Consider the following 24,486-nt stretch of genomic DNA (forward strand, 5'->3'; position numbering starts at 1 on the left):
GTGGGATGAACGGTCCGGCGACGAGCAGTCAGTTTGCGTCCAGACCTGTTCGTCGTCGAGCCTCTCTAACCAATGGGCTCACCTCGAACATCTCATCCGGGTCGGACGCTTCCAGGCAAGCCCAGTACTCGAACTGCTGCGCTATCTCAGGTGCTCTGGTCGCCTCCCACACCGTCACCAGGACGTCGACCAGTGGCTCCGTCTGCGCTGGGAGATCATCTCTGGCCGACTCGAGAACCAATTCCAGCAACCAGTAACTCAGTTCCCAGTCCGCTTTGTTCGTGGTCAACAGATCGACGAACTCATCGAGTCGGTCCGGGTCGGACACTTCGATCGGCCAATCCTGCATCCAATCCTCGTAAGCGATGCCCGCCATTCGCGCTACACGCAGCTTCGAATCTCCGCCCGGATACATCACGTCACGCACGCAGCCGAGGGTAGCCATAAGCGAAGTCGCGGGTAGGGAAGGGCGGTACCCGCACATGCGAAATCGGCGGGGGAACATCGTCCACCGCCGGTCCGCAACTGGTCGCAGAGCCGCCGTCTACGACCGACCGCCACCAACGAACCCAACGAACAATGCCCAGGCCACGCCATCGCGGCCAACGATGCCAACCCGTGGTGAGCACGGTCCAGCGCCCGCAGTCGGTTGCCCAAAGCTTGCGTCGGTCACGATGAGCGTCACTCCGATGGGGCATTTCGGCGGCGCGGTTGGCGGGTGGGGGCCAGTAGTCGGTGCAGGGCGGTGGGGGTGTGGCCCAGGTGTTCGCGAACGGTGCGGGTCAGGTGGGCCTGGTCGGCGAAGCCGAGGTGGGCGGCGAGGTCGGCGAGGCCGGTTTCTCCGTCGGTGATCCGGTCGAGGGCCTGTCCGACCCGTATCCGGTTGCGGTAGCGGGTCAGCGACACTCCCATGTGCTGTGAGAACACCCGGCTGAGCCGATACGGCGAAACCTGCAGAAGTGCGGCCAGAGCCCTCAGCCCGCCCGATTCCGGTGCCCCGTTGATGATCGCGTCGCGGGCCGCGGTGACCAGCATTCGGTCGGCGGGCCGCGGCCGAGGGATCGGCTGTTCGGCGGCGAGCGCGACGAGCCGGACCAGTTCCTCGGTCACCGCGTAGTCGATATCGCCGCCCGCGGCGGCGGTGAGCATTCGGCGGTGTGCGAGTTCGATACGCGCATCGACGTAGACAGCCCGCGGGCTCACCTTTTCTTCCAGGAGGCCGGGCTCGATCGTTACCGCGGTGCAGACGTCACCGCCGGCGGGGTGGGAGAACCCTTCCTCCTCACCCGGTATGCCGATGTAGCCGACAGTGCGGTCCAGGTCGGCGAGTTCACCGTCGGCTTGCCGCCGGAACCGGCCTCGGCACACGAGCACGAGACGATGGTCGTCGCGGGCTTCCGGAGCCGAGAAGTGGGTGTGGTCGGAGCGGCAGTTCACGGTGGTCACGCTGAACTCGGGGCGGGTGGCAAGGGTCGTGGCGGACAGCACTCACCGACCGTATGGCCGGGGTACGACAAGAAACTGCCCGCAAAAATCTTCAAGACCTGCGCGGGCTCGGGCACGGATGCTGAGACGGCAACACCGGCTACACAAGGGAGATATCCGAAACATGACCGTCCACGCGAACCTCGCCGCAATCACCATCGACTGTGCCTCACCGACGGTGATGGCGGAGTTCTACCGCGAGGTCACCGGCTGGAAGATCACCCATGCCGACGAGGATTCGGCCTACCTGGGGGAGGGATCGATCCAGCTCGCGTTCCAGCGGATCGCGGACTATGCAGGGCCGAGTTGGCCTGATACCGGTAAGCACGCCCACCTCGACTTCACAGTCGCCGACGTGAAAACCGAAACCGAGCGGCTGCGCACGCTGGGCGCGACGGTCCCCGAGTTCCAGCCGGGGCAGGGTCAGTGGACGGTTCTCGCCGATCCCGAAGGTCATCTGTTCTGTCTCGCCGCGGCCTGATCAGGAGGATTCCATGGCATCCATTCACAAAGAATTCGTTGTCGACGCCACCCCGGAGCAGGTCTGGGATGTTCTCGCCGATTTCGGCGCGGTGCATGAGCGTCTCGCCCCGGGTTTCGTCACCGATACTCGTCTCGACGCCGACACCCGCACAGTAACCTTCGCCGACGGCACCATAGTCACCGAACGGCTGGTCGGCCTCGACCCGGCGAGCAGGCGAGTGGCCTACTCGATCGTCGGCGGGCACCTGCATCCCGCCCACCACCACGCCTCGATGCAGGCCCTGCCCGCCGAGAACGGCAAACCCTGTTCGTCTGGCACACCGATGTCCTGCCCGAGGATCTCGCCACATCGATAGCCGAATCCGTCGACCAGGGATCGACCGTCATACAACGGGCACTGGAGACCGCAGCAACCGCAGACACATCGATGTCACCGGAGACGCTCAGCTCGGCATCGCCTCGGCGGGACTGCTACCCCAGCGGTTCCAGCTAGGAGTCGCGGCGGTGCAGCGCCGTCCAGCCCACTCCGATGGCCGCCGCTGCCCAGCATGCGGTGACCGCGAGACCTGTCCAAGGACCGAGGACGCCGGTGGGGTCGTATACCAGGGCCTGGCGGCCCGCACGGTCCGGCAGGAACTCCGCGACGCTCCCACCGCGGGTGACATCGCCGAGCATGAACGACAGCATCAGGACGAGTGGGATCAGCACGCCCATGGTGGCGGCCGAACTGCGTAGCAGGGTGGCGATCCCTGCAGCCATCAGCGCCATCAGCGTCAGGTGCACCGCGCAGCCGAGCATGGCGCGCCAGCCGACCGGATCGTCCAGTCCGATCGCGCCGTCACCGATGAGTGGCCCGCCGGCGAGGAAGCAGATCACACCTGTGACGAGCCCGACACCGAAAGTCAGTGCACCGATCACGGTCAGATTGGCCGAGTACAGCAGGCCCCGCCGTGGAACGGCCGTGAGCCATACTCGCATGCCGTTGTCGCGGTACGATCCCGCAGCGCAGGCCGCACCGAAGGCGATGGCGATGACCTGCCCGAAATTGATGCCGAAGAACGACAGCAGCACCGGATCGAAATCCGCTGTGCCCTTCGCTTCGTGCGCGAGCGTGGCGCTGCCGAGCAGTGAGAGTCCGACCGTCACCGCGAGCAACAGCACCAGAATGCCGTTCAGCGATGGCAGTGACCGAGCCTTGATCCATTCCGAGTGAAGTACCGGGGTGAACGTCATTGTCATGCCTTCTCGGGTGCGGGGGTGGTGGCCGCGTATTCACGGTCGGCCGAGGTCAATTCGAGGTATGCCTGTTCCAGAGACGCCTGCTCATCGGAGAGTTCGAGGACCGGGACACCCGCGCCCGCGAGCAGCGGGCCGATCCGGTCGAGGCGCTGGCCCTGGATGAACCAGTGCCCGGAGTCTTCGATCGCATCGATTCCGGCACCGGCCAGCACCTGGCGTAACCGCGCTTCGTCGGTCGTGCGCACGCGGACTCGTGGCTGCACGTGATCGCCGATGAAGGTCTGCAAGGCGGTATCGGCAAGCACTCGGCCGCGCCCCAGCACGATCAGCTGGTCGGCGAACGCGGCGGTCTCGCCCATCAGGTGACTGGAGACGAGCACGGTACGGCCCTCGCCCGCCAAACGGCGCAGCGTTTCCCGGATCCAGATGATCCCCTCCGGATCGAGCCCATTGGACGGTTCGTCGAGCATGATGACCGGTGGATCACCCAGTAGCGCGGCCGCGATACCGAGGCGCTGGCGCATGCCGAGCGAATAGGTGCGGACTCGACGCTTTGCCACGGCCCCCAGCCCGACCTCCTCGAGGATCTCGGTGACCCGGCGGACCGGAATACGGTTGCCCACGGCGAGCGCGAGGAGATGGTCGTGCGCGGTGCGGGCCGAATGCGCGGCTGCGGCATCGAGCAAGGCGCCGACCGTGCGCAGTGGCCAGTCGATGTCGCGGAACCGGCGACCGCCGACGGTCGCTGTCCCTGAAGTCGGCCGATCCAGGCCGAGGATCAGCCGCATCGTGGTCGACTTGCCCGCGCCGTTGGGGCCGAGGAATCCGGTGACGCGCCCGGGGCGGACCGAGAAGTCGATCCCGTCGACAGCCCTGGTGCGTCGGTAAACCTTGCTGAGTTCGCGGACTTCGATACTGGTCATGCTCACACCATCGCCTGGCTGCGATGACAAGACTTCCCCACCGAGCGGGTATCACCTCCCCCGCGCGGGGGAATCGTCGGCCATCGAACGCTGGCACGATGGCATTGTGTTCACAGCACTGTTGCGGCCACTGGCACGTTCGGTGACCTATACCCGCGGACTGCATCTGGCCCTGCCGATGGCCGCAGCGGCGTTGTGGATGTTCATCGATATGCACAGTCCCTGGGTGCCGCTCCTGCTGGCCGTACCGATCGGGTTGATCCCAGGAATGCGGCTGGCCGAGGCGATCCAGGCTCAACTGTTTCTCACCCCACACGAACGCGGTGCCACTGATTCCTCGATCGCCGTGGCGCCTGCCGCCAACTGGGCGGATCGCTGGCGGACCGTACTGTGGCTCGAGATCAGATTGTTGTTGAGCACGGCGTTGTTCGGCGTCGGCATACCAGCGATCCTGCTGTGCTCGGATCTCGTGAGAGCGGCGCTGGGCGCCGGGCCCACCGGGGACACACTGCTATCCCTCACCGGTCCGCGGTGGTGGTATGCGCTTATCGCGCCGCTACCGATTCTGGTGCTGCTCGCCCTGCTGGTCGGCCTCGGCGAGTTGGTCACCGCCTGCGCGCGGTGGTTGCTCGGCCCCTCGGCCTCGACGCGTCTGCACGCTCTGGAAGAACGCACCGAACGGCTGCTGGAAAACAACCGTATCGCCCGGGAATTGCACGACTCGATCGGCCACTCGCTCACCGCGATGGTGTTGCAGGCCGGCGCCGCCCGCGCGACCGGTGAGCCGGAGTTCACCGGCACCGCGCTCGCTGCGATCGAAGACACGGGCCGCACCGCGTTGGTGGATCTGGAGCGCGTGCTCGCAGTGCTGCGTGACCCGAGCACGCCCGTGGACCAGCGTCCGATGCTGACCGCGGCATCCGGGCTGTTCGACTCGGCCCGTTCGGCGGGAGCCACCATCGATGTCGACATCACCGGCCCGATAGAGCGGGTTTCCGGCCCGGTTTCGCGCGAGGGTTATCGAATTCTGCAGGAAGCACTCACCAATGCTCTGCGCCATGCGGGCCGTGTCGCCGTCGAAGTTCGTGTGTACGCGGACGCGCAATGGCTCGAATTGGACGTGTCGAATTCCGTCCCTGCCGCCGAATCGGCGGCCGATCGAGCTGTCCCGGCCGATCACGGCAGCGGGCTGCGTGGGATTCGGGAACGTGCCGAACTACTCGGCGGCGATGCTCGTATGGGCCTGGAGGACGGGCAGTGGCGGATATGGGTTCGGCTACCGACCCACGGCCTAGGGTGATGCGGTGACCATCTCGGTGCTGCTGGTAGACGACGAACCGTTGACGCGGGCGGGGCTGCGGACGATTCTCGATGCACAAGAGGGAATTACGGTGGTCGGCGAAGCGGCCGATGGTGTGTCGGTAGTCGGTGAGGTCAAGCGACTGCGCCCGGATGTCATCGCCATGGACGTGCGGATGCCGCTGATGGACGGGATCGAAGCCACCCGGACGGTACTTCGAGTCGTGCCGGAGCCACCGAAGATCCTGATAATCACCACCTTCGAAAACGACGACTACGTCTACGAGGCGCTGCGAGCCGGCGCCGACGGATTCCTGCTCAAACGCGCTCGCCCCACCGAGATCGCGAACGCCGTACGCACCGTCGCACAAGGTGATTCGCTGCTCTATCCGGCCGCGGTCCGGTCGCTGGCGGCCGGCCGCAGAAGCGACAGCGCACGCGCGATATTGGACCGCGCCGACCTCACACAACGAGAAGTGGCGGTCCTGCGCCTGATGACGAAAGGGCTGTCGAACGCGGAGATCGCGGCCGATCTGTACATTGGGTCGGAGACGGTGAAGACCCATGTCAGCTCGATCTTGGCGAAATTCGGCGCCCGGGACCGCACCCAGGCGGTCATCGTGGCCTACGAATCGGGATTCGTGTAGGGGATCCACTACACCGAGCGCATTCTCCCGGATTGTCTGGCTGAAACTCCTGTCTGGACAGGCACCGATCCAAGCAAAGAGCGGCCGCGTCCGGCTGGGGACGGGCGAGGAATCCTCTCCCGAATGCCTCGAGCGTAGCTGCAGCCACGCTGGCTGGGCGCGGCACCTGCTAGAGATCGTCAGGCAACAGACGGAACGCGGCGTGACCGGTGAGCGGGGTGACTGCGCGGAAATCACGCCGGTCGAGCGTCAACACCTCCACAGTTTCGTATCGCTCGGCCAATGAAACATTAGTGGCATCAGTGAGGTCCAAGCGCATGGCCAGGTATCGGTTCTGGACCTTGCGCGCGACCCGCAAAAGATCCGCTGAGACCGTGGGCACTTCGATGCGTCCGGTGCGCTCTTGCGCCAACAACCAATCATTCACCGCATAAGCGGCTCGACGATCGATATTTCGGGTGGTGATGTGTTCGACTTCGAGCAGAACGAGTGGAGAAACGATGGTCAGCGCCGCCTGCTGCAGCGCTGCGCGCGCGGCGGCATGTTCGGGATCCGCGGAGTTGAAAGCGGCGACCAGACCCGAGGTGTCGCCGATCACGATCATCCAGCATCGGGTTCGGTGTTGGTGATCGCTTCTCGCACAGCGCTGTCGATTTCATCCGCCGTCACCGCATGCCCATAGTCGAGAACGGGGATATCCCACTCCTCATCCCATCGGCGAGTACGGATCGCGGCCAGATGAAAAGCTTCACGAAAATACTCGGACTCCGGCCGCCCTTCGCGCGCGGCGGCCCTCTTCACCAGCTCGAGGTCGGCCTCGTCGACCATGACCGTCGTCTTCTTCAAACCCATAAGGTTATGGTACCCGCACCATAACACACCGGTCAGCTTTCTTGAGGGCTGTCCAAGATAGGCTGGTTCACAGGACGCGATGAGTCAGGACTGCTGATGCCGAGAAACAGACGCCCCCGCGATCGGGAGGAGAAGCGCGCCGAGATCGTCGCTGCCGCGCGGCGGTTGTTCACCGAACAGGGGTACGACGCGGTTCCGGTGAGCAGAATCGCCCAGGACGCCGGGGTGGTGTCGAACACGCTGTACTGGTATTTCCGGGACAAGGACGCGGTGTTGACAGCGGTGCTGGAGGAGGTCCTGGCCGACTCGATGGCCCGGTACGGTGAGGTCGTCGACACCGATATCGTCGATCGACTGGTGTGGGTCGTCGCGGAGTTGGAGCACGTGAGCCGCTTGGTGACCACCGTTCACGCTCGCGCGAAAGAGTCGGAGACTGTCCGGGACTGGCACGAGGCGTTCCACGCGTTGACCGAGGGCTTGTTCCGGGTGGACCTGATCGGGATCGGGGTTCCTGAGAACGAGTTGGACGCGATGATCTCGATCGGGGTGTTCGTGGTCGAGGGACTACTGATGCATCCGGTCGACGATGAGCGCAAGCGCGCGGTGATGGAAACGCTGATTCAGAGCGCCCGCGGAATGGCGGTAGCCGCCCGCTGATGCAGTCAGCAGGCGGCTGCACGCTACGCGCCGTGCGGGTTCAGGTCGCGGCGTCGGCGAATTGCTCGGTCAGGAAGTCGATCTGGTCGCCGACGGCGTCTTCGAAGTAGGTGCCGAGGTAGATGTCGAAGTGGTCGCACGGGTAGGTCTCCACGCGGACATGTGCCAGGCCCCGCGCGCGGCGTTTGGTGGTTTCGGCGGGGGCGGCGGCGTCGTTGTCACAGACGCACAGCAGGGTCGGAACGCTGGAGTGGGCCATGGCACGGCCGGGACGGTACAGCGGCAGCCGGAACACCAAGCGGGCGGCCAGCGCATTGGCGGCGTCGAAGTCGTTGTCCGGACCGGATAGCACGCCCCACATCGAGTCGCGGCCCACCGTGGTGACGGGCTCATGTTCGTCGTCGTCGACCGTCAGTTCGATGTTCTTCGACAGCCGCGCACGAACCGAGGGCAACCTCTTCAGGAGGGCGCTGGAGCGCCGGGAAAGCCGGGTACCGGGCGGCAGTAGCGCCGACGCGCCCGCGATGGCGTCGGATGAGGCCACGAATGCGGGCATCCACGAGGTTCCGGCCATCGGCATGAGGATGGGCCTGCTACCGAGCCAAGAGCGTGCGGTGTCGAGGATTCCCACTGCCATCAGCGCGACAGCGCTGAGCGGCCCGGTCCGCAGTCGTGAGATCAGCGAGGCCGGTCCGTCGGTGAAGGGACATTGCGCGACGATGGCTGCTACTTGTGGGTCGCGGCTCCCGACCTGCAGGACGTGTCCGCCACCGAATGATGTGCCCCACAACGCGATCCGTTCGGCATCGACCTCAGGCAGGGTGCGCGCGAAGGCCACTGCGGCATGCCAGTCCGCGAGTTGGCGTCCGATGTCGAGGAGCTGGCGCGGCTCTCCGCCGCTGGCCCCGAGGTGGCGGTAGTCGAAGACCAGCACCGACCAGCCGTTCGCGGCGAACCGTTCGGCGAACGCCGCCAGGCGCATCTCACGCACCGCTCCCAGCCCGTGCCCCATGATCACCATCGGTCGAGGCTCGGACGCGCCGGGTGTGGTGTACAACCACGCCGCGCACGGCACCCCGTCGGAGATGAACTCCACATCGCGCCGCTGGATCGCCGCGGTGGCCTCACCTCGATCGATCGACTCGTCGGCAGCCATACCTTGATCCTTCCGCTCAGCGAATTCAGCACTCTTGAACGTCGCCCAAGAACCGTGTCGCGATCACGGTAGGCACTTCTTGAACGCCAGTCAAGAAGATGTTTCCTCGGCTACGCCGGCTCCTCGCGAAACTGCACTGGCGTGGAAGTCAGCGAACGAACACGTCGCTCGTCAGCCCGCCCCCGCGCCCCACTTCGGCCGCACCCTGACAGCTCATCCCGCACCGAATACGGCCGCGGCCGAGCAGGTCCGCGATCTCTCGGCCGGATGGGGCACCACCGAACAGCCGGCACGGATCACCGGCCGCGCGTCCCGGCGCCGACTACTCGACCGCGCCGATGCCACCGCCGTTCGCCGGCTTCAGCATGGAGAAAACGGCGCCATCCGAGCACCCCGAGCCGTCGGCGGGCCCGGCGGATCGCCGACGGGCGACTGCTTTCTCGTGGCTGCGCGGGACACTCACGTGGAGACCGTGAGGTTCAGACGTGCCAGACGCCGCACGATCAGGCTGGGGACGTAGGCCGGTTCGGGACCCCGCAGTGTCACGTTGCCGGTGGTGTCGAGCAGGGTGTGTACGGCCTGGGCGGTTTCTTTGCGGGCAAGGTGGGCACCGAGACAGAAGTGGATCCCACGGCCGAAGCTGTGGTGCCGTTTCGGCTGGGTGCGGTCGAGGTCGACACGGCCGGGGTGGTCGAAGATCCGCGGGTCGCGGTTGGACGCACCCCACATCAGCATCAGCCGCGCACCGGATTCGAGGTCTACTCCGGCCAGGCGGGTGGGAGCGGTGGTGACGCGGAAGTGGCCGCGGAACGGGCTCTCGATCCGCACAGCTTCCTCCACGAGCGCGTCCACGCAGCCGCGGTCGGCGCGGAGGCGCGCCTGGAGTTCGCGGTCTCCCGCGAGTAGCCGGACCGCCGTGCCCAGCAGGCTCGTGGTGGATTCCGCGCCCGCGGTCACCAACTGCACCAGCAGGATCGCGGCCTGATCGCGGGTTATCGTCCGAGCGGCGACGGCCGCGGCCACACTGCCCAGGACCCCGGCTTCTTCGCCTGGGCGGGCGTGATCGAGTTGTTCGCCGAGGTATTGGACGAAGTCCACGACCTCCAGCGCCGCCTGCCCGGCGCGATCGGGGGTCGCGACACCGGACACCATATCGATCGCGGCATCCGACCAGCGGGCCAGCTGCGCGTGATCGGCGTCCGGCAGCCCGATCAGATGCCCGATCACCTGCACCGGCACTCGATGGGCGACCTCGGCCATCCAGTCACCACCACCGGCGACGACCAACCCGGCCACTGCGGGCCGGACAGCGGCATCGATCATCTCGGTCAGCGCCGCGACCGAGCGTGGGCTGAACCGCGGCATCACCAGCGCCCGGTGCGCGGTGTGGGTGGGTGGATCCGCGGTCGCCAGCACATCCACCGCGCCGGCCGCCTCGGTCACCGACACCGCCGCCGATCCCGAGGCCGCCGACAGCACCGCGACCAGATTGCTCGAGTAGGTCTGCGGATCGGCCAGCACGGTGCGGATCGCGTCGAATCCCAGCACGACATACAACTGCTGTCCAGGCAGGAAATGCACATCGCCGGCGGCACGCAACTGGTCGAGCACCGGGTAGGGGTCCTCCAGCGCGACCGGGGAGAACAAGTCGGGGACAATCATGACGGCACCGCCCTTTCACACGTTGTATAACGTGTTATACAACGTGCTGGGCAATTGCGGTACCCTTCGGTCCGTGGTCGATGACGCTGCCGCCCTACTCCGCGAGTCCCGCGATTCCCTGCGTGTCGTACGCGAATTCGGGCCCGCCGAACGTGAGCGGCGCAGCGAGATCGCTGCCGTCGCACGCGCCATGGCATCCCGTGACGGCTACAAAGGTGTCACCATCCGGCAGGTCGCCGCCGAGGCCGGCACCACTCCGGTGACCGTGTACCGCTACTTCGGCTCCAAGGACGGCCTGATCCAGCACCTGATGGCCGACTGGGCCCTCGACACCCTCGACCGCATCACCCGGCTACACCCCGACCCGGCCGCCGCCCCCGCCGACCGAGTCGCCGACACTTTCGCTCGAGTCATCGACTGGGCAGACGAACAACGCAACCTGCTCCACGCCGGCATGAACTCCGTACACTCCGGCGACGGACCCGGCATCAGGGTCTGGCGGCCGCTGTTCACCGAACTGGTCCGCGCCGCCCTCGCCGACCCGGACTGGACCGACGAACACGACCAGGCCCTGATCCTCGGTCACGTCCTGACCACCTGCCTCCTCGACCTGACCACCAACCCCGCCAACATCACCGATATCCGCCGCACTATCACCCGCGCGGCGCACCTACTCTTCACCGAACCCGACTGACGCGACTGTTCATCAAGATGCAGTGTTGAACTCAGCCCAGCGATCCGGCTCGACGACGTCAACGCCCTCGCCTCTGCCATCGTCCGCGCTGCCCCCGGAAAGCAAGACCGGCCAATCGACCGGGGCAGCGCGCCGGGTTCGATGCGCCCAGGTTTCCCCGACGCGACCGAGCGGGTACGCACGCCGGGTACGGCGTGTCGAGGGTGCCGTCGGCGAACCGGGCAAGTATGGCGGAAACCGCGGCGACGGCCGGACCTGCCGGCGTTTGCTCATCACCGCCGGAGTCCTGGGCAGCGGGGCCCTCGTGGTCGCTGCCGGGAACACGCATATTCCGATAGCCGCTGTATCGAACATACGTTCTATTCATGGAGTAGGGTCGGCAGAGTGAACACACATTCGACTGCACTGGCATCGCATGCGCCGAGGCGGAAATGGTCGGAACTGACTGATGTCGACTTACTGCGCACTCTCGTCGAAACCGAACGCCACCGGCGGCGACTGGGCGCGGCCATGGTGGCCGCAGTCGCCGAGGCCGAGCGTCGCGGTCTCGCCGCCGACACCGGCTACCGGGACACAACGGAGTTGTTGAGTGATCTGCTGCGGATCAGCACCTCCGAGGCGCGCCGGCGAATCGAATGCGCTGCTCCGCGGGCCCGATCGCGTTCCAGAAAGGCGTGGAGGGCGTTGGCGGCGGTGGGCTGAGCCCGGGGCGTAGCCGCGGAGGTTGCCGAGCGAGACGACGGTGCCGCTCACCGTAGCCCCGTGTTTGCGAATCCCGGCCAGGCAGAGCCTTCGGCAATGCGTTTCTGTGGTTCAGCCGAGCCTCCGGGCGGGGTCCGCGGGGCGGAGGAAGCGCTGCAGGGAGGTGCGGAGCGCCTGCCGGTCCGCGGCGTCCGGGTGGGGTGAGGCGGTTGCCCATGCGATGTAGCAGTCCGGGCGCAGGAGCAGTGCGGCGGGCAGTTCGGGATCGGGGTGTGCGGTCACGATGTCGAGTTGGTGATGCCATTCGGGTAGCGATTCCGCCCAGCCCGCATCGCCGGTCAGGTCGAGCAGCAGTGGCCGGGCATTCCTGGTCAGCTCGGCCAGCCGGACGGTTCCGTGCGGAGTGCGTAGTTCCATGTCCGGAGCGAACCGGCCGATGAGTGGGTGGGTGTCGGGTCCGCCCACGTCGTAGCGGATGTCGGAGCCTGCGGTGAGGTCGGCGAGAAGCTGCACGGCGCTTCTGTCACGTAGCAGTTCGGTGAACAGTTCGCGCAGGGCGGTGATGTCGCCACCCGGGCCGATCAGCGCGGATTGCGCTCGGGCGTAGGTGACCATGCGGGCGGCGGCTTGCCGGCGTTCGGTCTCGTAGCTGTCCAGGAGCCCGGCCGGTGCGCCGCCGCGGAGGTCGGCCGCGAGTTTCCAGCCGAGGTTGACCGCATCCTGAAGGCCGAGGTTGAGCCCGGGACCGCCTCCTGCGGTGTAGATGTGGGCGGCGTCGCCGAGCAGGAATACGCGCCGGTCCCGGAATCGGTCGGCGATTCGGGTGTGGCCGCCGCTCAGCCGCCGCAGCACGTGCGGCCCGCCTCCTGCAGGTGGACCGAGTGGCACTTCAGTGGCGAGTACGCGGCGGACGCTGGCCCCTAGTTCGCCGAGGCTCATGGGAGTGCCGGTCTCGGGCTGGTCCCATTCGATCGTGCTGATCAGTGGCGGATGACCGGGGAACGGCGCGTAGGAGAAACCTCCGTGCTCGGTGCGCAGTGGCAGGAACGGCTGAATGGTTCCGTAACCGGGCACGATGAGCGCGCCGGTCGCCGGATCCACCCAGTCGGACGGGACGGTGGCGTGTGCCGCCCGACTGGTCGCGCGGTCGTAGCCGACACCGGGGAATCCGATGCCGGACAGTTTGCGGGTGCGGCTGTGCGCCCCGTCCGCACCGGCCGTATAACGGGTCCGCAGCCGGTAATTTCCGTCCGGGCCCGTAACTTCCACGGTGACCGCGTCGCCGTCTTGCCTCAGGCCGATCAGCTCGTGTCCACGCCGGATCTCCGCACCGAGTTCGACGGCACGCTTTTCCAGAACCTTGGTGATGTGGTGCTGCGGGGCCGGTAGGCCGTAGATCGGACTGTTGTCGAGCAGGCTCAGGTCCAGAGCCATCGCGGCGAACATGAAGTAGGTGGAATTCGGTTGCGGCGGTACCGGGCTGCCACTGAGCTGTTCGTAGAGGCCCCGCCGATCGACCAGTTGCACGACCTGGCCGAGTAGCCCGTTGGCTTTCGGTTCCTCGTCCGGTGTGGCCAGCCGCTCCAGCACGATCGGCCGAACCCCGGCCAGGCCCAGTTCGCAGGCCAGCATCAGCCCGTTCGGGCCACCTCCGCTGATCACAACATCGACGGTCATCGGCGTCTATCTCCTTCTGTTCGCGGCGCGACGCGGTCCGGCAGCCGCGGTGGTAATCGCCGCGTGCGGTGAATGCGGCGTCGAACTTCCCGGTCGAGCCAGACTAGAAGACCAAATTGCGTGCACGCAACTTTGCGTGCACGCAACTAGTACACGCGTCGAGATGGTGGAGACGCCGACAGCAGCCGACGGACCGGCAGCATCACACGGCGACGACGATCTTTACCTGGATGTGGCCGCGCTCGGCGTCCCGATTCAGACCGGCCGGCTCGGCGGGATCACCGCCGGGATCGCGCAATCGCTCGATCCCCGCGCAGCCTGACCGGGTACGCCGCAGCGGTGGCGTCATGGCGCACCTGCCGGCCGGCTTCCCGGCGATCGGCCCGTTCGGACCACTCCGCGGTCCACCGGCCCCGGCGTGGCATGGCACGGAGCACATCACCCACCTCGCGGGGTATTCCTCCGAAGACTCGACACAGGTTCGGAGACGACACATTCCGCACACCAGACGGTTCATCAAGCGGTGGCGGCAGCGCGCCCGCGGTGGTACTCAGGTGGGGCCCTGGACGGTGAACCCGTCGAAGTATCGACCGCCGAAGATGTCCAGCACCTGGGTGACGATCTCGAGAATCGGTTCTGTGTCCCCCCGAGCCACCGCGCGAACACCGTCGGCCAATGTTTTCGCGTATTCCGCACCGGTGTGGCGGTCGAAGTCGGCCAGCTCCCGATGCAACCACTTACCGGTCCCGGTCCAGTGGCGGTGCCCGGTGAGCAGCAGGTCGGCGGTAGCCCGCCACAGGTCGGCGGCGATCAGGAGCCGTTCGTCGTCGTCTGCACAGCCGGCGAGATCGTCGAGCCGGTCGGTGATCCCGTAGCGGGCCGAGCGGAGTTCCGCCGCCGTCAACGGCTCGGGACCGGCGGCCAACTGTGCCGCACACCTTTCGTGCAGGTATTCACCGCTGCCGTCGTTGTCGAGCAGGATCACCGAGCAGCCGATCAGCCGCAGGGTCGCAGGCCGCCGAGCCTTGCGGTCTTCGGCCACGAAATGCCGCATCGCTTCTTCGGTGTGCACGAACAGCTCGACCGGCCATTCCCGATACCGCAGCGATTCCCGATACGGAGCCGGCGGACCGGCCAGGAGCACGCTGACGTCGAGATCCGACGTGGACGTGGCTTTTCCGAGCACGGTGCTGCCACCCAGCCAGGCTGCCCGCGCCTCGGGAAAGCGTTCACCGACCAGACTCCGCGCGATATCGAAACCCTCTACGCTCATCCTCCTATCGGAACCCGCCCGGCAGCGCGGAGCAACAGTCGCGAAGGGCCGGAGCGGGCTCCGCGTCAGCGCGAGTAGTCCCGGAAGGTCATCACGCCGCCGACCAGGAAAACCATCACGGCGAGGATGTAGACGACGACGCGGAACCAGGTCGGCCCGTAGTAGCTGACCGCCATCGCCGCAGCGAGCGCCGCGAGAATCAGTACCACCCCGTAGAACGGTGTGCGCTGCTCCCTGTCAACCATTCCTCCAGTGTCCGCCGGTAGCGGCCGGGTAGCAATGGACACCGCGCAGATCGTGCCCTGACCTGGGAATTCACCCCGGCGCGCATCGTCGGCGGCCGCCCGTCAGTCGTGGTCGTCCGGCCAGTACACCGCCCATAGCAGCACGAGAACCGGCAGGCCGAGAACCACGAACCAGCCCAGGCCGATCACCGGCCGGTGCCCGCCGTCGACCATCGAGCGAAGGACAGCCGGGGCAGTACCGTCTCCACATCGGCGTTATCCATCACCCGGTTGAGCTCCAGCGGACCGAGGTGGGCCGGGGCCGGCATGATCACCACCTCCGCCGCCGCATTGCGTACCTGATCGGCCACGGGCAGCAGCGACCGCATATCGGGCCACACCAGCCGGTAACCGAGCCGTCGCGCCAACCGTGACACCTGCGCCCGGTCCCAGTCCGGTGCGGTACTCACCTCGTCGTCGACCCATCCGAACGCGATCGGCTCCCCGTGCTGCCGCATCATGCCTCCCCTGCTTCCGTTGACGTGGAAAGCACCCACCGCCGGGGAGCTGTCTGGGGCGACAACGGTCGACCCGGCGGCGGGGCCGGAAGAAGCGTGTCAGTGCAGCTACTGCATTTTGCCCCGCCGTGGGGCAACGCCCGTATCGTGTGAGTTGTCAGCACCGTTTCGAGGGAGTACGCATGAGCGACTACCAGCGTGAGGAAGGCCGGTTCGTCGGACAGCGAGTGCGCCAGATTCGTGCCCGGCGGGGTATCTCGCAGCAGGTGCTCGCCGACCGCGCGGGACTGAGCCGCGGGGCCATATCCAAATACGAAATAGGTGAGCGCCCTATCGATTCGCGGCGCACTCTGTTGGCCCTGGCCTCCGCACTCGGCGTGACCATGGGGGAATTGACCGGATACGAACAAGACAGGCTCGATCCGTCTGCCGTCGGTTTCCATGCCTCGGTGCCCGATATAGAAGTGGCCCTGTGGACGCAGGGAAATACCACCCACACCGCGCCGCCGCGCACTCTGGACGAGCTGACGGCCACCGCACGACGTACGGCCGAGCTTCGCATAGCGTGTGATTACGCCGCACTCGGGCCGATGCTCGCGCCACTGCTGACCGACTGCTACCGGCAGATCAACGATGCCCACGGGGCCGAGCGGGACCGGGCGTGGGATGTGCTGGCGATGATCGCGCACACCACGGCGGCCGCTTTGAAAGCCCGCGGATACGGTGCGCTGTCCTGGACGGCCGCGCAGGAAGCAGAGAACGCGGCACGCAATATCGGCGGCACCGCGGCATTGGCCGCAACGGCATTCGCCCGGTCGCAAGTTCTGCTGTCCCAGCCCGGTTCGCTGCCCGCCGCACTTGCGCATGCCGAAAGAACAGCGGAAAAGATCGCCGCGGATGTTCGCACAGTGGGCGAGATCGAAACGTACGGAATGCTTCACTTGCAAGCTTCTCTGGTTACCGCGACGCTCGGCGGCGATCCGGTACCGCATCTGAACGAGGCCGCCGAACAGGCAGACCGGCTGTCGCATGCCGATCCGGGCCGGTCGATACTGCGAAATCCCACATTCGGTCGGGCGAACGTGCAGCTCTGGCGAATGTCGGCGGCCATGGAACGACGCGAACCAGGTGAAGTGCTCGCCCTCGCGCCAACTCTGGTGCCCGAAGATCTTCCCGCGAAGGGCCGGCACGCACAGTACTTCGTGGAGATCGGCCGGGCGCACGCGCAGCAACGCAATTATCGCGATTCGCTTCATGCGTTACTGCGTGCCGAGCACGCGGCCCCACAGCACGTCCGGAACATGGTCCATGTACGAGAACTGGTGGGTCACATGATGCGTAAGGCGCGCCGCGACCTGACTACCGGGGAACTGGGCCGTTTGGCGCAGCGGGTAGGCGTTGTGGTGTAGGGATTCACGAGATCGCTGCTGGTGCCCGGGGTCGAAACCTCCGCCCGTCCCGGGCTCGACTACCCACGCGAGCGGCGCTGGGCCGGGTACCTGCGGGGCGATGCTGCCGGGGCGTCGGTTCCTCTGCCCTGAGGTCCTCGCCCCGAAGCGGCGGCAATACAGCATCCAGCGCAGCTGCTGTCGACCATATCCGCCGGTCCGAGCGCAGCGAGCGCTGCTGCGGGCCGGTCATCGTTCAGGCTCACGCCCTGCCGCGACCGGCCCGACTACCGAAGATGCTCGGGCGACGCCATCCCATGTCGCCCCTCTCACTGGTTATCGAGGCCGACGACATTGTCGAGGAACTGCTGGGTCTCACCGGGCGAGTGCTCGGGCGGACAATTACGGAATACCGATCGGGATGCCGGCAGCCGGCCGGATATGCGGGCCCGGCGGGTGAGTCGAATCGTCGGCGCGCTGCCGTTCACGCCGGGCCCCGTCCGGCGGACAGGCCGGGTCCCCGGTGGGGGCGGCTGCGACGGCCGCTCGTCGCATATTCTCCTGCGCCACACCAGCTACCGCGCCGATCGCGATGGCCGCAACGGCGATGACACCGGACGGGCCGGTCCCGGGTAGATCCTTCGGCTACCGCATGACTCCGGTGTGCCCGGTGGAGTAGCGGCCCGGCTGTGGCCAGACGGTGAGGCCGTGCGGGCCGTCGCCGACCGGGATACGGGCCAACAGCTTCCAGTCGACGATATCGATCGCGTACACCTCGCCGTGTTTGCGGCCCGATACCCAGAAGGTCCGGCCGTCGGCGGAGATATTGCCCATATCCGGGCTGCCGCCGCCCGGCAGGAACCATTTGTGCACGAGTCCGTGTGCCGCGAAATCCCAGACCGAGATGCTGCCTTCGTCGCGGTTGGTGATGAGCATCTGTTTCGAATCCCGGGTCACGTACAGCCCGTGGGTGCCGGCGCCGGTCGGGATGAACCCGGTGTTGTCGAAGGTCAGTGCGTCGAAGGTGTAGATACCGCCGGCGTGCATATCGGCGACGAAGAAGGTGCGGCCGTCCGGGGAGAGTTTGACGTCCTGCGGCATCCCGTGCCGCCCGCCGGGCAGGTCGATGGTGCGTACCAGCGTGCGCGCGGCGATATCGACCACCGACATCCGCCCGGCGAATTCGCAACTGGCCAGGGCGAACCGGCCGTCGGCGGTGAAGTCCATATGATCGACGCCGGCACAGTCCGGGACCGGCAGGGCATGTTTCTTCTCCCAGGTCACCGGGTCGTAGAAATCGAGCGATCGGTCCGCCTCGGCGACTACCAGCGCGTATCGGCCATCCGGTGTGTAGTACATGTTGTACGGGTCGCGCACCGGGAAACTCGTACCCGGTTTTCCGGTGCGCGGGTCGATCGGCAACAGGCTGCCGCCGCCGATCGGCAGATCGTTGGTGACGTAGAGGGTTTGCAGGTCGTAGGACGGCACCACATGCTGCGGTTCCACACCACCGGCAGGGAAGGTATCGATCACCTGAAAGGTGGCGGGGTCGATCACCGAGACATCATGGGATCGGCTGTTCGGCACGTACACGAGCTCACGATGATCGGCGACCGCCGAGCTCAGTTCACGGTTGGCGGCGTAGATATCGTCGGGGCGCAGCGGAGCGGGCATGCCGGGCAGCAGATTCGCCAGATGCGCCGGCGGCGGGCTCGCGGAGGGCACCGGGGTTCCGGTGGATTCGCCGGGCGATACGGCCTCCCCCGACGTACAGCCCGTTACCGCAATGAGAACGGCGGCTGCCGCGGTGAGCCGGACCGAACGGTCGCGCCGCAGGGTGGTCGCTGACACCGGTGTCCTTTCGTCCTGCCGAGTGTTCGCCAGGTCGAAAAGGAGATACCTCGAGCCACGGTCTCGTTCGGGGCACATCGGTGGCAACACTCGAGCGCAATAGGAGACAACAGTTCGTGCACGATTTCCGCATCCGGCACATTAGTGGAGCGACCGCGACGCGCCAAAAGCAACCTTCCGGTTACTCACCGTGTTCCGGACGGGTCTCCCGGCAGGCGGCAGCAGAGCCACCGATCCTGCCGGGCGACGAGCCCGTCGCTTTCACGCCGAGACGACGGAGCGGCCCGAGCGCGGCGAAACACAGTGACCACCCGCGCGTTTCGCCGACGCAGCGGAACCGGAGACGGACTGCGGCGTAGCGGACGCCCGGCCACCGGGCCGGGGACGGGGGCGAGCGCGGCGAGCAGTCGGCCGGTCGCGGCGGGCCGCGGTGAACTGGTTATCGGCCCGGCGGAGTGGTTCGGCCCGGGTCAGGAGGCGTTGTTCGCCGGTTTCGTGGTCGTCGTCGTGCCGGGGCAGGCCCGCGCCGAGCAGTTGGACTTCGTACGACAGGGCCATATCGAACCGGTATTCCGTCACCACTGCGGTTTCGGGCTCCACCGGCCGGTCAGCGGCCGGGCGGTCGGCACGATCGTGGTCGGAAACTCCCGCCGGTACAACGGGCTCACCGGCGCGCGGCCGGACCGACTTGTACATGCTGAGGGCGAGCGCCGCGGTGACCACGGCGGCCGAGGCGCAGAGCAGCGCCTGATTCGTGAGGGCGACGGTGGCCACCTGCTGTGCCGCATCGGCGCCCGCTTCCGGACCGCCCCCGAAGAATGTGCCCAGGAAGTCACCGAGGGCCGACTTCAATTCGTCGTGGTATTCGGTCGTCTCGCGCAATTCCGGGGCCTTGCCCTCGAGGTACAGCAGCGTCGCCGGGACGAGCACGGCATTGGCTGCCCCGGCGCCGATCACGGCCGGCAACCCGATGCCGTACAGCCGATACAGCAGCGCACCGGCCAGGGTGATCACCGCGGCAGCGGCGGCCAGGCCGCCACCCAGCCCGCTGATGGCGACAATGCCTTCGGTCGGGCGTTCACCGACGTTGCGCAGTCCCGGAACGGAGCCCTCGAGGCGACCGAAGGCGTCCGCCTGCACCTCTCCGTGCGGGCCCGAGGCGGTCAGCCAGGGCCGGAAAAGAAGGACGAGGGTGAGCAGGCTCAGCGCCGAAATGAACCAGCATTTCCAATCGGATAGGAATCGTGAAACCGGTCGATGGATATTCCCGGCCGGAGGTTGGGGTGAATATTCCGACGTGTTTATGGTCTCGACCCTGTGGTCCACCGTTTCGCCTTACCGCGCGAATGTCAGGGGTGCGTATCTCGGCGCATCCCCGATGAGCCCTTGCCGCTCATCGACTTCCATCAGCCTAGAACACCACAACCGCAGGTCAAGTGGCATTTGGCGGATAAAGAGAGCTGTGCCACAATACCTTTCGGTAACATTGCCGGGCCGCCGCGGGACCATAGATCGCGCCACTGTTGCGAAACCTGCTGACGGGTGCGGGTTTTCACCGGGATTCACGGCCGGGATGCGCCGGAATTTCCGAGCCAAGGCTGTGACCGGATACACGTACGATTCTCGGCCTCATATTTCGTGAGCGCGGACACCACAATCGGAAACGGTCCGCCGCCACCGCCCGCTCTCCACCCCCACGGAACTGTTCGCGGGTCGGCGATATCCCGCCGGGCCCTTCCGGAAGACGCTGGGCGACAGCACGGCCGACCGCGATCATCGAAAGGGGCGGGTCGCTGCGCGGCCGTGAGAGCGCCGCGTCGAAATCGCGGAAGCGACGGACAGGCCCCGACACCATGCCCCGAGAGCCGCAAGCCGGACGCACCCCGGCACCCGGTAGCGCGCCGGCGACCGGGAAACGCACCGGCGAGTATCGGCACGAGCCCGGCACGGACGGACGAACTGTTATCAACCAATGGGTTGACCATGGCGCGCACGCGTTCTACCTTGTTCATCAACCAAAAAGTTGAGGAAGGTCGGATGGACGGAACCGGGGAGCAGCTCAACCGGGTGTTCGCGGCACTGGCGGACCCGACCAGGCGCGCACTGGTGGCCCGGCTGGCGGCGGCGGACGCGACGGTCAGCGAACTCGCCGAACCCTACGAGATGAGCCTGCAAGCCATCTCCAAGCACGTGAAGGTCCTCCAGGACGCCGGACTGGTGACCCGGAGCAGAGACGCCCAGCGGCGGCCGGTCCATCTGGACGCCGAGGTGTTCGACCTGATGACCAAATGGATCGAGCGTTACCGCCGCACCGCAGAACAGCGCTACCAGCGTCTCGACGCGGTACTGGCCCAACTGTCCGAGGACGACGAACCACCGCGGGTACACCCGCCGAAGGAGGCATCATGACCACAACCGCGTACGAGACCAGAATCGTCGCGGACGAGAACGTCCCGACGATCGAGATAATCCGGGAGTTCGACGCGGAACCGGCCCAGGTGTTCCGCGCGCATACCGACCCCGATCTCTACGCACAGTGGGTCGGGCCGCATTCGGTGAGCACGCGGATCAGCCGCTGGGACGCGCGCACGGGAGGCGCGTGGGCATTCGCCAACGACAGAGACGGCGTGGAGATCGCCACCTTCTACGGCAGTTTCCACGAAGTGCGCCCGGCCGAGCGAATCGTGTGGACGTTCACCTACACCGGCGAACCGGACGGGGTCGCCCTGGAGACGCTGACCTTCGAGAAGGTCGGCGAACGGCGGACGCGGCTGCGGACATTGAGCGTCGTCGCGGACTTCGCGACCCGGGACGGCATGCTGGCGAGCGGGATGGAGACCGGCGTGCGCGAGGGCTACGACAAACTCGACCAACTCCTGGCGCCGGAGTCCGCATCGCCCGCGGTCGCGGGTCCCGCAACCCGGCATTTCGAGGACGCGGCCCGCTTCACCGCGCTCGTCGAATCCGCTTCGGCCGAGGATTTCCGACGCCCCAGCCCGGTCCCGGAGTGGACAGCGCTCGATATCGTGCGGCATCTGGTCGACTGGTCGCGCGGGTTCCTCGGCGGGGCCGGAATCGAACTGCCCGCGCTGGACGTCGCAGCCGATCCGGCGACCGCGTGGAAGAAGCATGTCGCCGATATCCAGGCCGTTCTCGACCATCCCGCCGGACGCGTACTGAGCAACCCGCACACCGGGGATCAGCCGGTGGACCAGGCGATCGATACCTTCTACACACCCGATATCTGGATGCACACCTGGGATCTGGCCAAGGCACTCGGCCACGAACCCGGCCTGGACGAGCAGCGCTGCCGCGCGGCGCTCGAGGGGATGGCACCGATGGACCGGATGCTGCGGGAGAGCGGGCAGTACGGTCCCGCCGTACCGGTCGGCGCGGACGCCTCCGCCCAGGACAAGCTGATGGCCTTCATCGGCCGCGACCCGGCCTGGCAGCCCACGTCCTGAATCGGGCACCCGGTCACCACGCACCGAAGCCCTGGGAGTTCCCAGGGCTCGGCGGACCGGTTTCACCGGCGCGGTAGCAACAACGCGGGTATCACCGCGAGAGCCATCAGAGCCGGAGCGATCAGGTAGGCGTCCCGGAACGCCTCGGCCAGAGCCGGTGCCAGGGCCGCGTGTGCGGCGGGGTCCAATCCGTGCAGCGCCTGCAGGCCGCCCGTGATCGGCAGTAGCGCGGAGAGCACGACCGCGACCACCGCGGTGCCGATCGCCATAACCGTGGTGTTGATCAGGTTCACGGTCGTACTGCCGCCCGCCTGCTGCTCGGGGGTCAGGGCGCGGGTGGCGGTGGTGATGGCGGGCATCATGGTGCCGCCGCCGCCGGCGCCCATCAGGAGCATGGCCGCGCAGAGCCCCCAATAGGACGAATCGGTGTCCAGCTGAGCACGGAAGAGCAGGAAACCCGCTATTCCGACCGCGATCGAGACGGGCAGGTAGCGGCCCGGCGGGAAGCGGTCTATCAGCCGGCCGGCGATCTGCATGGTGGTTCCGGAGGCCAGCGCGAACGGGATACCGAGTGCCCCGGCCATCAGGGCGGATTCCCCCCGCACCACCTGGAAGTACAGGGGCTGCAACAGCATCGCACCGAAATAGCCTGCCGCGAACAAGCCGAGCAGGGCGGCGGCGGCACCGACCTCGCGGCGACGCAGGATCCGCAGGTCCAGCAGTGGCTCCGAGGCGGTGAACCCGCGGTACACGAACACCGTCACCAGGATCGCACCGAGCACCAGCGGCACCGCGACCTGTCCCGGCGGGAAACCGCCGTGCTCGCCCGCGGCGGTGACCCCGTAGATCAGCAGGGCCAAACCGGGCGACATGAGCGCGACCCCGACCATGTCGATCCGCTGCCGCGGTTGCGGATCATCGGCCGGAAAAACCCGCAGGGCCAGGAAAAGCACCACCGCGGCGATCGGGACGTTCACATAGAACATCCAGCGCCAGGACAGCTCGTCGATGAAATAACCGCCGAGCACCGGGCCCGCAAGCGGCCCCACCAGGATCGCCAGCCCCATCGTGCTCATCGCGCGACCCAGCCGTTCCGGGCTCGCCGCGCGCAACAGCACGGTCATACCCACCGGCATGAGCAGTCCGCCACCGAGCCCCTGCAGGACCCGGAAGGCGATCAGCGATTCGATATTCCAGGCCGCACCGGCCAGCAGCGAGCCGATCGCGAATACCGTGACCGCCACCAGGTACAGGCGTTTGGCTCCGAATCGGCCCATAGCCCAGGCAGCGACGGGGACCACGCCGGCGACCGCGAGCGCGTATCCGGTCGACACCCATTGGATGGTGGCCAGTGGTGCCGCGAATTCGGCGGAGAGATGGTTGATCGCCACATTGACGATCGTCTGGTCGAGAGTGGCCATGATCGAGCCGACCACCAGGACCAGGGCGACTGTCATCGGGTTGCTGGCTCCCGGTTCCGGCCGGGTCTCGACTGTCGTCACACTGTGTCGCATCACGGCCCTCACTGTCCGTAGGGGCGGGTGGCCCGCGCCGCACGTAATGCCTCGCCCCACCAGATCAGCTGATCCAGCAGTGTTTTCGCGGCGGTATCGGCCGCTTCGGTGGCGAGCTGCGCCGCGCCCCACGGATTGTGGAAGCTGACGGTATCGCGCACGGTGACCGTGTGGAGTTCGGCGAAAACGCCACGCAGGTGTTCGACCGCGCGGAGACCACCGGATATCCCGCCGTAGCTGACGAACCCGACGGGTTTCGCCTGCCATTCCCGCCCGTGCGCGTCGATGAGGTTTTTCAGCGCGGCCGGATAGCTGTGGTTGTACTCGGGCGTGACGATGACGAAGGCGTCCGCCGCGGCGAGGGCGGCCCGGGTCCCGGCAGCTTCGGGGGCAGGTGCTCCGAAGGTGTGCGGCAGGTCGAGTTCGCCCACGTCGACGATATCGACCGTGAGATCCGGTCGCCTGGTGGCGTGCTCGCGGAACCATTCGGCGACGGTCGGCGCGAAGCGCCCCTGCCTGCTGCTGCCGATCACCAGGGTCAGGCGCAACGGCGCCGCGAGGGTGGTGGTGCCGGTCGATACGGTGGTCATCGGTCTCCCTAACTGCCTTCGGCGGCTCCGTCGGCCGCCCGCAGACCACCTTGCTTCCTCAACTAATGTTGAGGTCAAGAGCGCGGCGCGGAAGAACCCGGGACATGCGGCACCGCCGGGAAACCCACAGGTCCGACAGGCGGACCTCGGTATCCGGCCGCGGTCGAGCGCACCCGCGAACTGCCCGG

27 protein-coding genes are annotated in these 24,486 nt (G+C 67.0%); 11 read left to right on the top strand and 16 right to left on the bottom strand.

Annotated features, from left to right (window positions below; all coding sequences use genetic code 11):
• Positions 1–28: 28 nt before the first annotated feature.
• A complete protein-coding gene (locus tag IU448_RS10675) occupies positions 29–427 on the bottom strand; it encodes a hypothetical protein (RefSeq protein WP_195055427.1) in 399 nt (132 codons plus the stop codon).
• Positions 428–681: 254 nt separating this feature from the next.
• Positions 682–1,488: a helix-turn-helix transcriptional regulator gene (locus IU448_RS10680; protein ID WP_195055428.1), complete on the bottom strand. Its 807-nt coding sequence runs from the start codon at positions 1,486–1,488 to the stop codon at positions 682–684.
• A gap of 121 nt (positions 1,489–1,609) precedes the next feature.
• Between IU448_RS10680 and IU448_RS10685 the strand changes: the two genes are divergently transcribed.
• Together IU448_RS10685 and IU448_RS10690 are read left to right on the top strand one after the other, a co-directional pair.
• Positions 1,610–1,966, top strand: coding sequence for a VOC family protein (locus tag IU448_RS10685; RefSeq protein ID WP_195055429.1), 357 nt, complete (start codon positions 1,610–1,612; stop codon positions 1,964–1,966).
• 13 nt (positions 1,967–1,979) lie between these two features.
• Positions 1,980–2,324, top strand: coding sequence for an SRPBCC family protein (locus tag IU448_RS10690; RefSeq protein ID WP_228812596.1), 345 nt, complete (start codon positions 1,980–1,982; stop codon positions 2,322–2,324).
• A gap of 133 nt (positions 2,325–2,457) precedes the next feature.
• On the opposite strand, the gene IU448_RS10695 is transcribed toward IU448_RS10690, so the two are convergent.
• Both IU448_RS10695 and IU448_RS10700 read right to left on the bottom strand, forming a co-directional pair.
• Positions 2,458–3,201 (bottom strand): ABC transporter permease, encoded by a 744-nt coding sequence (locus tag IU448_RS10695; protein ID WP_195055430.1) that lies wholly within the window; start codon positions 3,199–3,201, stop codon positions 2,458–2,460.
• A gap of 2 nt (positions 3,202–3,203) precedes the next feature.
• Positions 3,204–4,130 (bottom strand): ATP-binding cassette domain-containing protein, encoded by a 927-nt coding sequence (locus IU448_RS10700; RefSeq protein ID WP_195055431.1) that lies wholly within the window; start codon positions 4,128–4,130, stop codon positions 3,204–3,206.
• 106 nt (positions 4,131–4,236) lie between these two features.
• On the opposite strand from IU448_RS10700, the gene IU448_RS29370 reads away from it, so the two are divergent.
• Positions 4,237–5,430 (top strand): sensor histidine kinase, encoded by a 1,194-nt coding sequence (locus IU448_RS29370; protein WP_324188564.1) that lies wholly within the window; start codon positions 4,237–4,239, stop codon positions 5,428–5,430.
• 4 nt (positions 5,431–5,434) lie between these two features.
• On the top strand, positions 5,435–6,076 hold the full coding sequence (locus IU448_RS10710; RefSeq protein ID WP_195055433.1) for a response regulator transcription factor: 642 nt from the start codon (positions 5,435–5,437) through the stop codon (positions 6,074–6,076).
• Positions 6,077–6,245: 169 nt separating this feature from the next.
• On the opposite strand, the gene IU448_RS10715 is transcribed toward IU448_RS10710, so the two are convergent.
• A complete protein-coding gene (locus tag IU448_RS10715; protein WP_195055434.1) occupies positions 6,246–6,680 on the bottom strand; it encodes a PIN domain-containing protein in 435 nt (144 codons plus the stop codon).
• Positions 6,677–6,928: a ribbon-helix-helix protein, CopG family gene (locus IU448_RS10720; RefSeq protein ID WP_195055435.1), complete on the bottom strand. Its 252-nt coding sequence runs from the start codon at positions 6,926–6,928 to the stop codon at positions 6,677–6,679. Before IU448_RS10720 ends, IU448_RS10715 begins: the two co-directional genes overlap by 4 nt.
• A 96-nt stretch (positions 6,929–7,024) precedes the next feature.
• Between IU448_RS10720 and IU448_RS10725 the strand changes: the two genes are divergently transcribed.
• Positions 7,025–7,585, top strand: coding sequence for a TetR/AcrR family transcriptional regulator (locus IU448_RS10725; protein ID WP_195055436.1), 561 nt, complete (start codon positions 7,025–7,027; stop codon positions 7,583–7,585).
• Between the two features lie 40 nt (positions 7,586–7,625).
• On the opposite strand, the gene IU448_RS10730 is transcribed toward IU448_RS10725, so the two are convergent.
• Together IU448_RS10730 and IU448_RS10735 are read right to left on the bottom strand one after the other, a co-directional pair.
• The gene (locus tag IU448_RS10730) at positions 7,626–8,741 is read right to left on the bottom strand and encodes an alpha/beta hydrolase (RefSeq protein ID WP_195055437.1); all 1,116 of its coding nucleotides are present in this window, start codon (positions 8,739–8,741) and stop codon (positions 7,626–7,628) included.
• 459 nt (positions 8,742–9,200) lie between these two features.
• The gene (locus tag IU448_RS10735) at positions 9,201–10,403 is read right to left on the bottom strand and encodes a cytochrome P450 (RefSeq protein ID WP_195055438.1); all 1,203 of its coding nucleotides are present in this window, start codon (positions 10,401–10,403) and stop codon (positions 9,201–9,203) included.
• Between the two features lie 73 nt (positions 10,404–10,476).
• Between IU448_RS10735 and IU448_RS10740 the strand changes: the two genes are divergently transcribed.
• Both IU448_RS10740 and IU448_RS28850 read left to right on the top strand, forming a co-directional pair.
• On the top strand, positions 10,477–11,097 hold the full coding sequence (locus IU448_RS10740; protein WP_195055439.1) for a TetR/AcrR family transcriptional regulator: 621 nt from the start codon (positions 10,477–10,479) through the stop codon (positions 11,095–11,097).
• A 384-nt stretch (positions 11,098–11,481) separates the two neighbouring features.
• A complete protein-coding gene (locus tag IU448_RS28850; RefSeq protein ID WP_280458023.1) occupies positions 11,482–11,799 on the top strand; it encodes a DUF222 domain-containing protein in 318 nt (105 codons plus the stop codon).
• A gap of 111 nt (positions 11,800–11,910) precedes the next feature.
• Here the strand turns inward: IU448_RS28850 and IU448_RS10750 are convergent, their stop codons facing one another.
• The gene (locus IU448_RS10750; RefSeq protein WP_195055441.1) at positions 11,911–13,476 is read right to left on the bottom strand and encodes an FAD-dependent monooxygenase; all 1,566 of its coding nucleotides are present in this window, start codon (positions 13,474–13,476) and stop codon (positions 11,911–11,913) included.
• 163 nt (positions 13,477–13,639) lie between these two features.
• Between IU448_RS10750 and IU448_RS10755 the strand changes: the two genes are divergently transcribed.
• On the top strand, positions 13,640–13,798 hold the full coding sequence (locus tag IU448_RS10755) for a hypothetical protein (protein WP_195055442.1): 159 nt from the start codon (positions 13,640–13,642) through the stop codon (positions 13,796–13,798).
• Positions 13,799–14,026: 228 nt separating this feature from the next.
• Here the strand turns inward: IU448_RS10755 and IU448_RS10760 are convergent, their stop codons facing one another.
• The 3 genes from IU448_RS10760 to IU448_RS10770 all read right to left on the bottom strand — a co-directional run bounded on the left by IU448_RS10760 (position 14,027) and on the right by IU448_RS10770 (position 15,494).
• Positions 14,027–14,749: a nucleotidyltransferase domain-containing protein gene (locus IU448_RS10760; protein ID WP_195055443.1), complete on the bottom strand. Its 723-nt coding sequence runs from the start codon at positions 14,747–14,749 to the stop codon at positions 14,027–14,029.
• Between the two features lie 65 nt (positions 14,750–14,814).
• A complete protein-coding gene (locus tag IU448_RS10765) occupies positions 14,815–14,994 on the bottom strand; it encodes a hypothetical protein (protein ID WP_195055444.1) in 180 nt (59 codons plus the stop codon).
• Between the two features lie 185 nt (positions 14,995–15,179).
• The gene (locus tag IU448_RS10770) at positions 15,180–15,494 is read right to left on the bottom strand and encodes a hypothetical protein (RefSeq protein WP_324188565.1); all 315 of its coding nucleotides are present in this window, start codon (positions 15,492–15,494) and stop codon (positions 15,180–15,182) included.
• A 179-nt stretch (positions 15,495–15,673) separates the two neighbouring features.
• Here IU448_RS10770 and IU448_RS10775 point away from each other — a divergent pair, with 179 nt between their 5' ends.
• The gene (locus IU448_RS10775; RefSeq protein WP_195055445.1) at positions 15,674–16,900 is read left to right on the top strand and encodes a helix-turn-helix domain-containing protein; all 1,227 of its coding nucleotides are present in this window, start codon (positions 15,674–15,676) and stop codon (positions 16,898–16,900) included.
• Between the two features lie 624 nt (positions 16,901–17,524).
• Here IU448_RS10775 and IU448_RS10780 read toward each other — a convergent pair.
• Together IU448_RS10780 and IU448_RS10785 are read right to left on the bottom strand one after the other, a co-directional pair.
• Positions 17,525–18,730 carry a hypothetical protein gene (locus IU448_RS10780; RefSeq protein ID WP_324188566.1) on the bottom strand — a complete coding sequence of 402 codons (1,206 nt, stop codon included), beginning with the start codon at positions 18,728–18,730 and terminating at the stop codon, positions 17,525–17,527.
• 261 nt (positions 18,731–18,991) lie between these two features.
• A complete protein-coding gene (locus tag IU448_RS10785) occupies positions 18,992–19,870 on the bottom strand; it encodes a hypothetical protein (protein WP_195055447.1) in 879 nt (292 codons plus the stop codon).
• An 897-nt stretch (positions 19,871–20,767) separates the two neighbouring features.
• Between IU448_RS10785 and IU448_RS10790 the strand changes: the two genes are divergently transcribed.
• Positions 20,768–21,139, top strand: a complete 372-nt coding sequence (locus tag IU448_RS10790) for an ArsR/SmtB family transcription factor (protein WP_195055448.1) — start codon at positions 20,768–20,770, stop codon at positions 21,137–21,139.
• Complete coding sequence (locus IU448_RS29560; RefSeq protein ID WP_195055449.1) at positions 21,136–22,194, top strand: SRPBCC domain-containing protein; 1,059 nt, start codon at positions 21,136–21,138, stop codon at positions 22,192–22,194. The genes IU448_RS10790 and IU448_RS29560 overlap by 4 nt, the downstream gene beginning before the upstream one ends.
• A 62-nt stretch (positions 22,195–22,256) precedes the next feature.
• Here the strand turns inward: IU448_RS29560 and IU448_RS10800 are convergent, their stop codons facing one another.
• Both IU448_RS10800 and IU448_RS10805 read right to left on the bottom strand, forming a co-directional pair.
• A complete protein-coding gene (locus IU448_RS10800; RefSeq protein ID WP_228812598.1) occupies positions 22,257–23,651 on the bottom strand; it encodes a DHA2 family efflux MFS transporter permease subunit in 1,395 nt (464 codons plus the stop codon).
• Positions 23,652–23,716: 65 nt separating this feature from the next.
• A complete protein-coding gene (locus IU448_RS10805) occupies positions 23,717–24,298 on the bottom strand; it encodes an NADPH-dependent FMN reductase (RefSeq protein WP_195055450.1) in 582 nt (193 codons plus the stop codon).
• Positions 24,299–24,486 lie beyond the last annotated feature (188 nt).

The sequence above is a fragment of the Nocardia flavorosea genome (genome assembly GCF_015477805.1).
GTDB classification, from domain to species: Bacteria; Actinomycetota; Actinomycetes; order Mycobacteriales; family Mycobacteriaceae; genus Nocardia; species Nocardia flavorosea_A.

Coding starts and splice junctions, on each gene's coding strand:
- IU448_RS10685 (WP_195055429.1), top strand. CDS start 1,610: ATGACCGTCCACGCGAACCTCGCCGCAATCACCATCGACTGTGCCTCA.
- IU448_RS10690 (WP_228812596.1), top strand. CDS start 1,980: ATGGCATCCATTCACAAAGAATTCGTTGTCGACGCCACCCCGGAGCAG.
- IU448_RS10695 (WP_195055430.1), bottom strand. CDS start 3,201: ATGACGTTCACCCCGGTACTTCACTCGGAATGGATCAAGGCTCGGTCA.
- IU448_RS10700 (WP_195055431.1), bottom strand. CDS start 4,130: ATGACCAGTATCGAAGTCCGCGAACTCAGCAAGGTTTACCGACGCACC.
- IU448_RS10715 (WP_195055434.1), bottom strand. CDS start 6,680: ATGATCGTGATCGGCGACACCTCGGGTCTGGTCGCCGCTTTCAACTCC.
- IU448_RS10720 (WP_195055435.1), bottom strand. CDS start 6,928: ATGGGTTTGAAGAAGACGACGGTCATGGTCGACGAGGCCGACCTCGAG.
- IU448_RS10725 (WP_195055436.1), top strand. CDS start 7,025: ATGCCGAGAAACAGACGCCCCCGCGATCGGGAGGAGAAGCGCGCCGAG.
- IU448_RS10730 (WP_195055437.1), bottom strand. CDS start 8,741: ATGGCTGCCGACGAGTCGATCGATCGAGGTGAGGCCACCGCGGCGATC.
- IU448_RS10735 (WP_195055438.1), bottom strand. CDS start 10,403: ATGATTGTCCCCGACTTGTTCTCCCCGGTCGCGCTGGAGGACCCCTAC.
- IU448_RS10750 (WP_195055441.1), bottom strand. CDS start 13,476: ATGACCGTCGATGTTGTGATCAGCGGAGGTGGCCCGAACGGGCTGATG.
- IU448_RS10755 (WP_195055442.1), top strand. CDS start 13,640: ATGGTGGAGACGCCGACAGCAGCCGACGGACCGGCAGCATCACACGGC.
- IU448_RS10760 (WP_195055443.1), bottom strand. CDS start 14,749: ATGAGCGTAGAGGGTTTCGATATCGCGCGGAGTCTGGTCGGTGAACGC.
- IU448_RS10765 (WP_195055444.1), bottom strand. CDS start 14,994: ATGGTTGACAGGGAGCAGCGCACACCGTTCTACGGGGTGGTACTGATT.
- IU448_RS10770 (WP_324188565.1), bottom strand. CDS start 15,494: ATGATGCGGCAGCACGGGGAGCCGATCGCGTTCGGATGGGTCGACGAC.
- IU448_RS10775 (WP_195055445.1), top strand. CDS start 15,674: ATGAGCGACTACCAGCGTGAGGAAGGCCGGTTCGTCGGACAGCGAGTG.
- IU448_RS10790 (WP_195055448.1), top strand. CDS start 20,768: ATGGACGGAACCGGGGAGCAGCTCAACCGGGTGTTCGCGGCACTGGCG.
- IU448_RS29560 (WP_195055449.1), top strand. CDS start 21,136: ATGACCACAACCGCGTACGAGACCAGAATCGTCGCGGACGAGAACGTC.
- IU448_RS10800 (WP_228812598.1), bottom strand. CDS start 23,651: ATGACAGTCGCCCTGGTCCTGGTGGTCGGCTCGATCATGGCCACTCTC.
- IU448_RS10805 (WP_195055450.1), bottom strand. CDS start 24,298: ATGACCACCGTATCGACCGGCACCACCACCCTCGCGGCGCCGTTGCGC.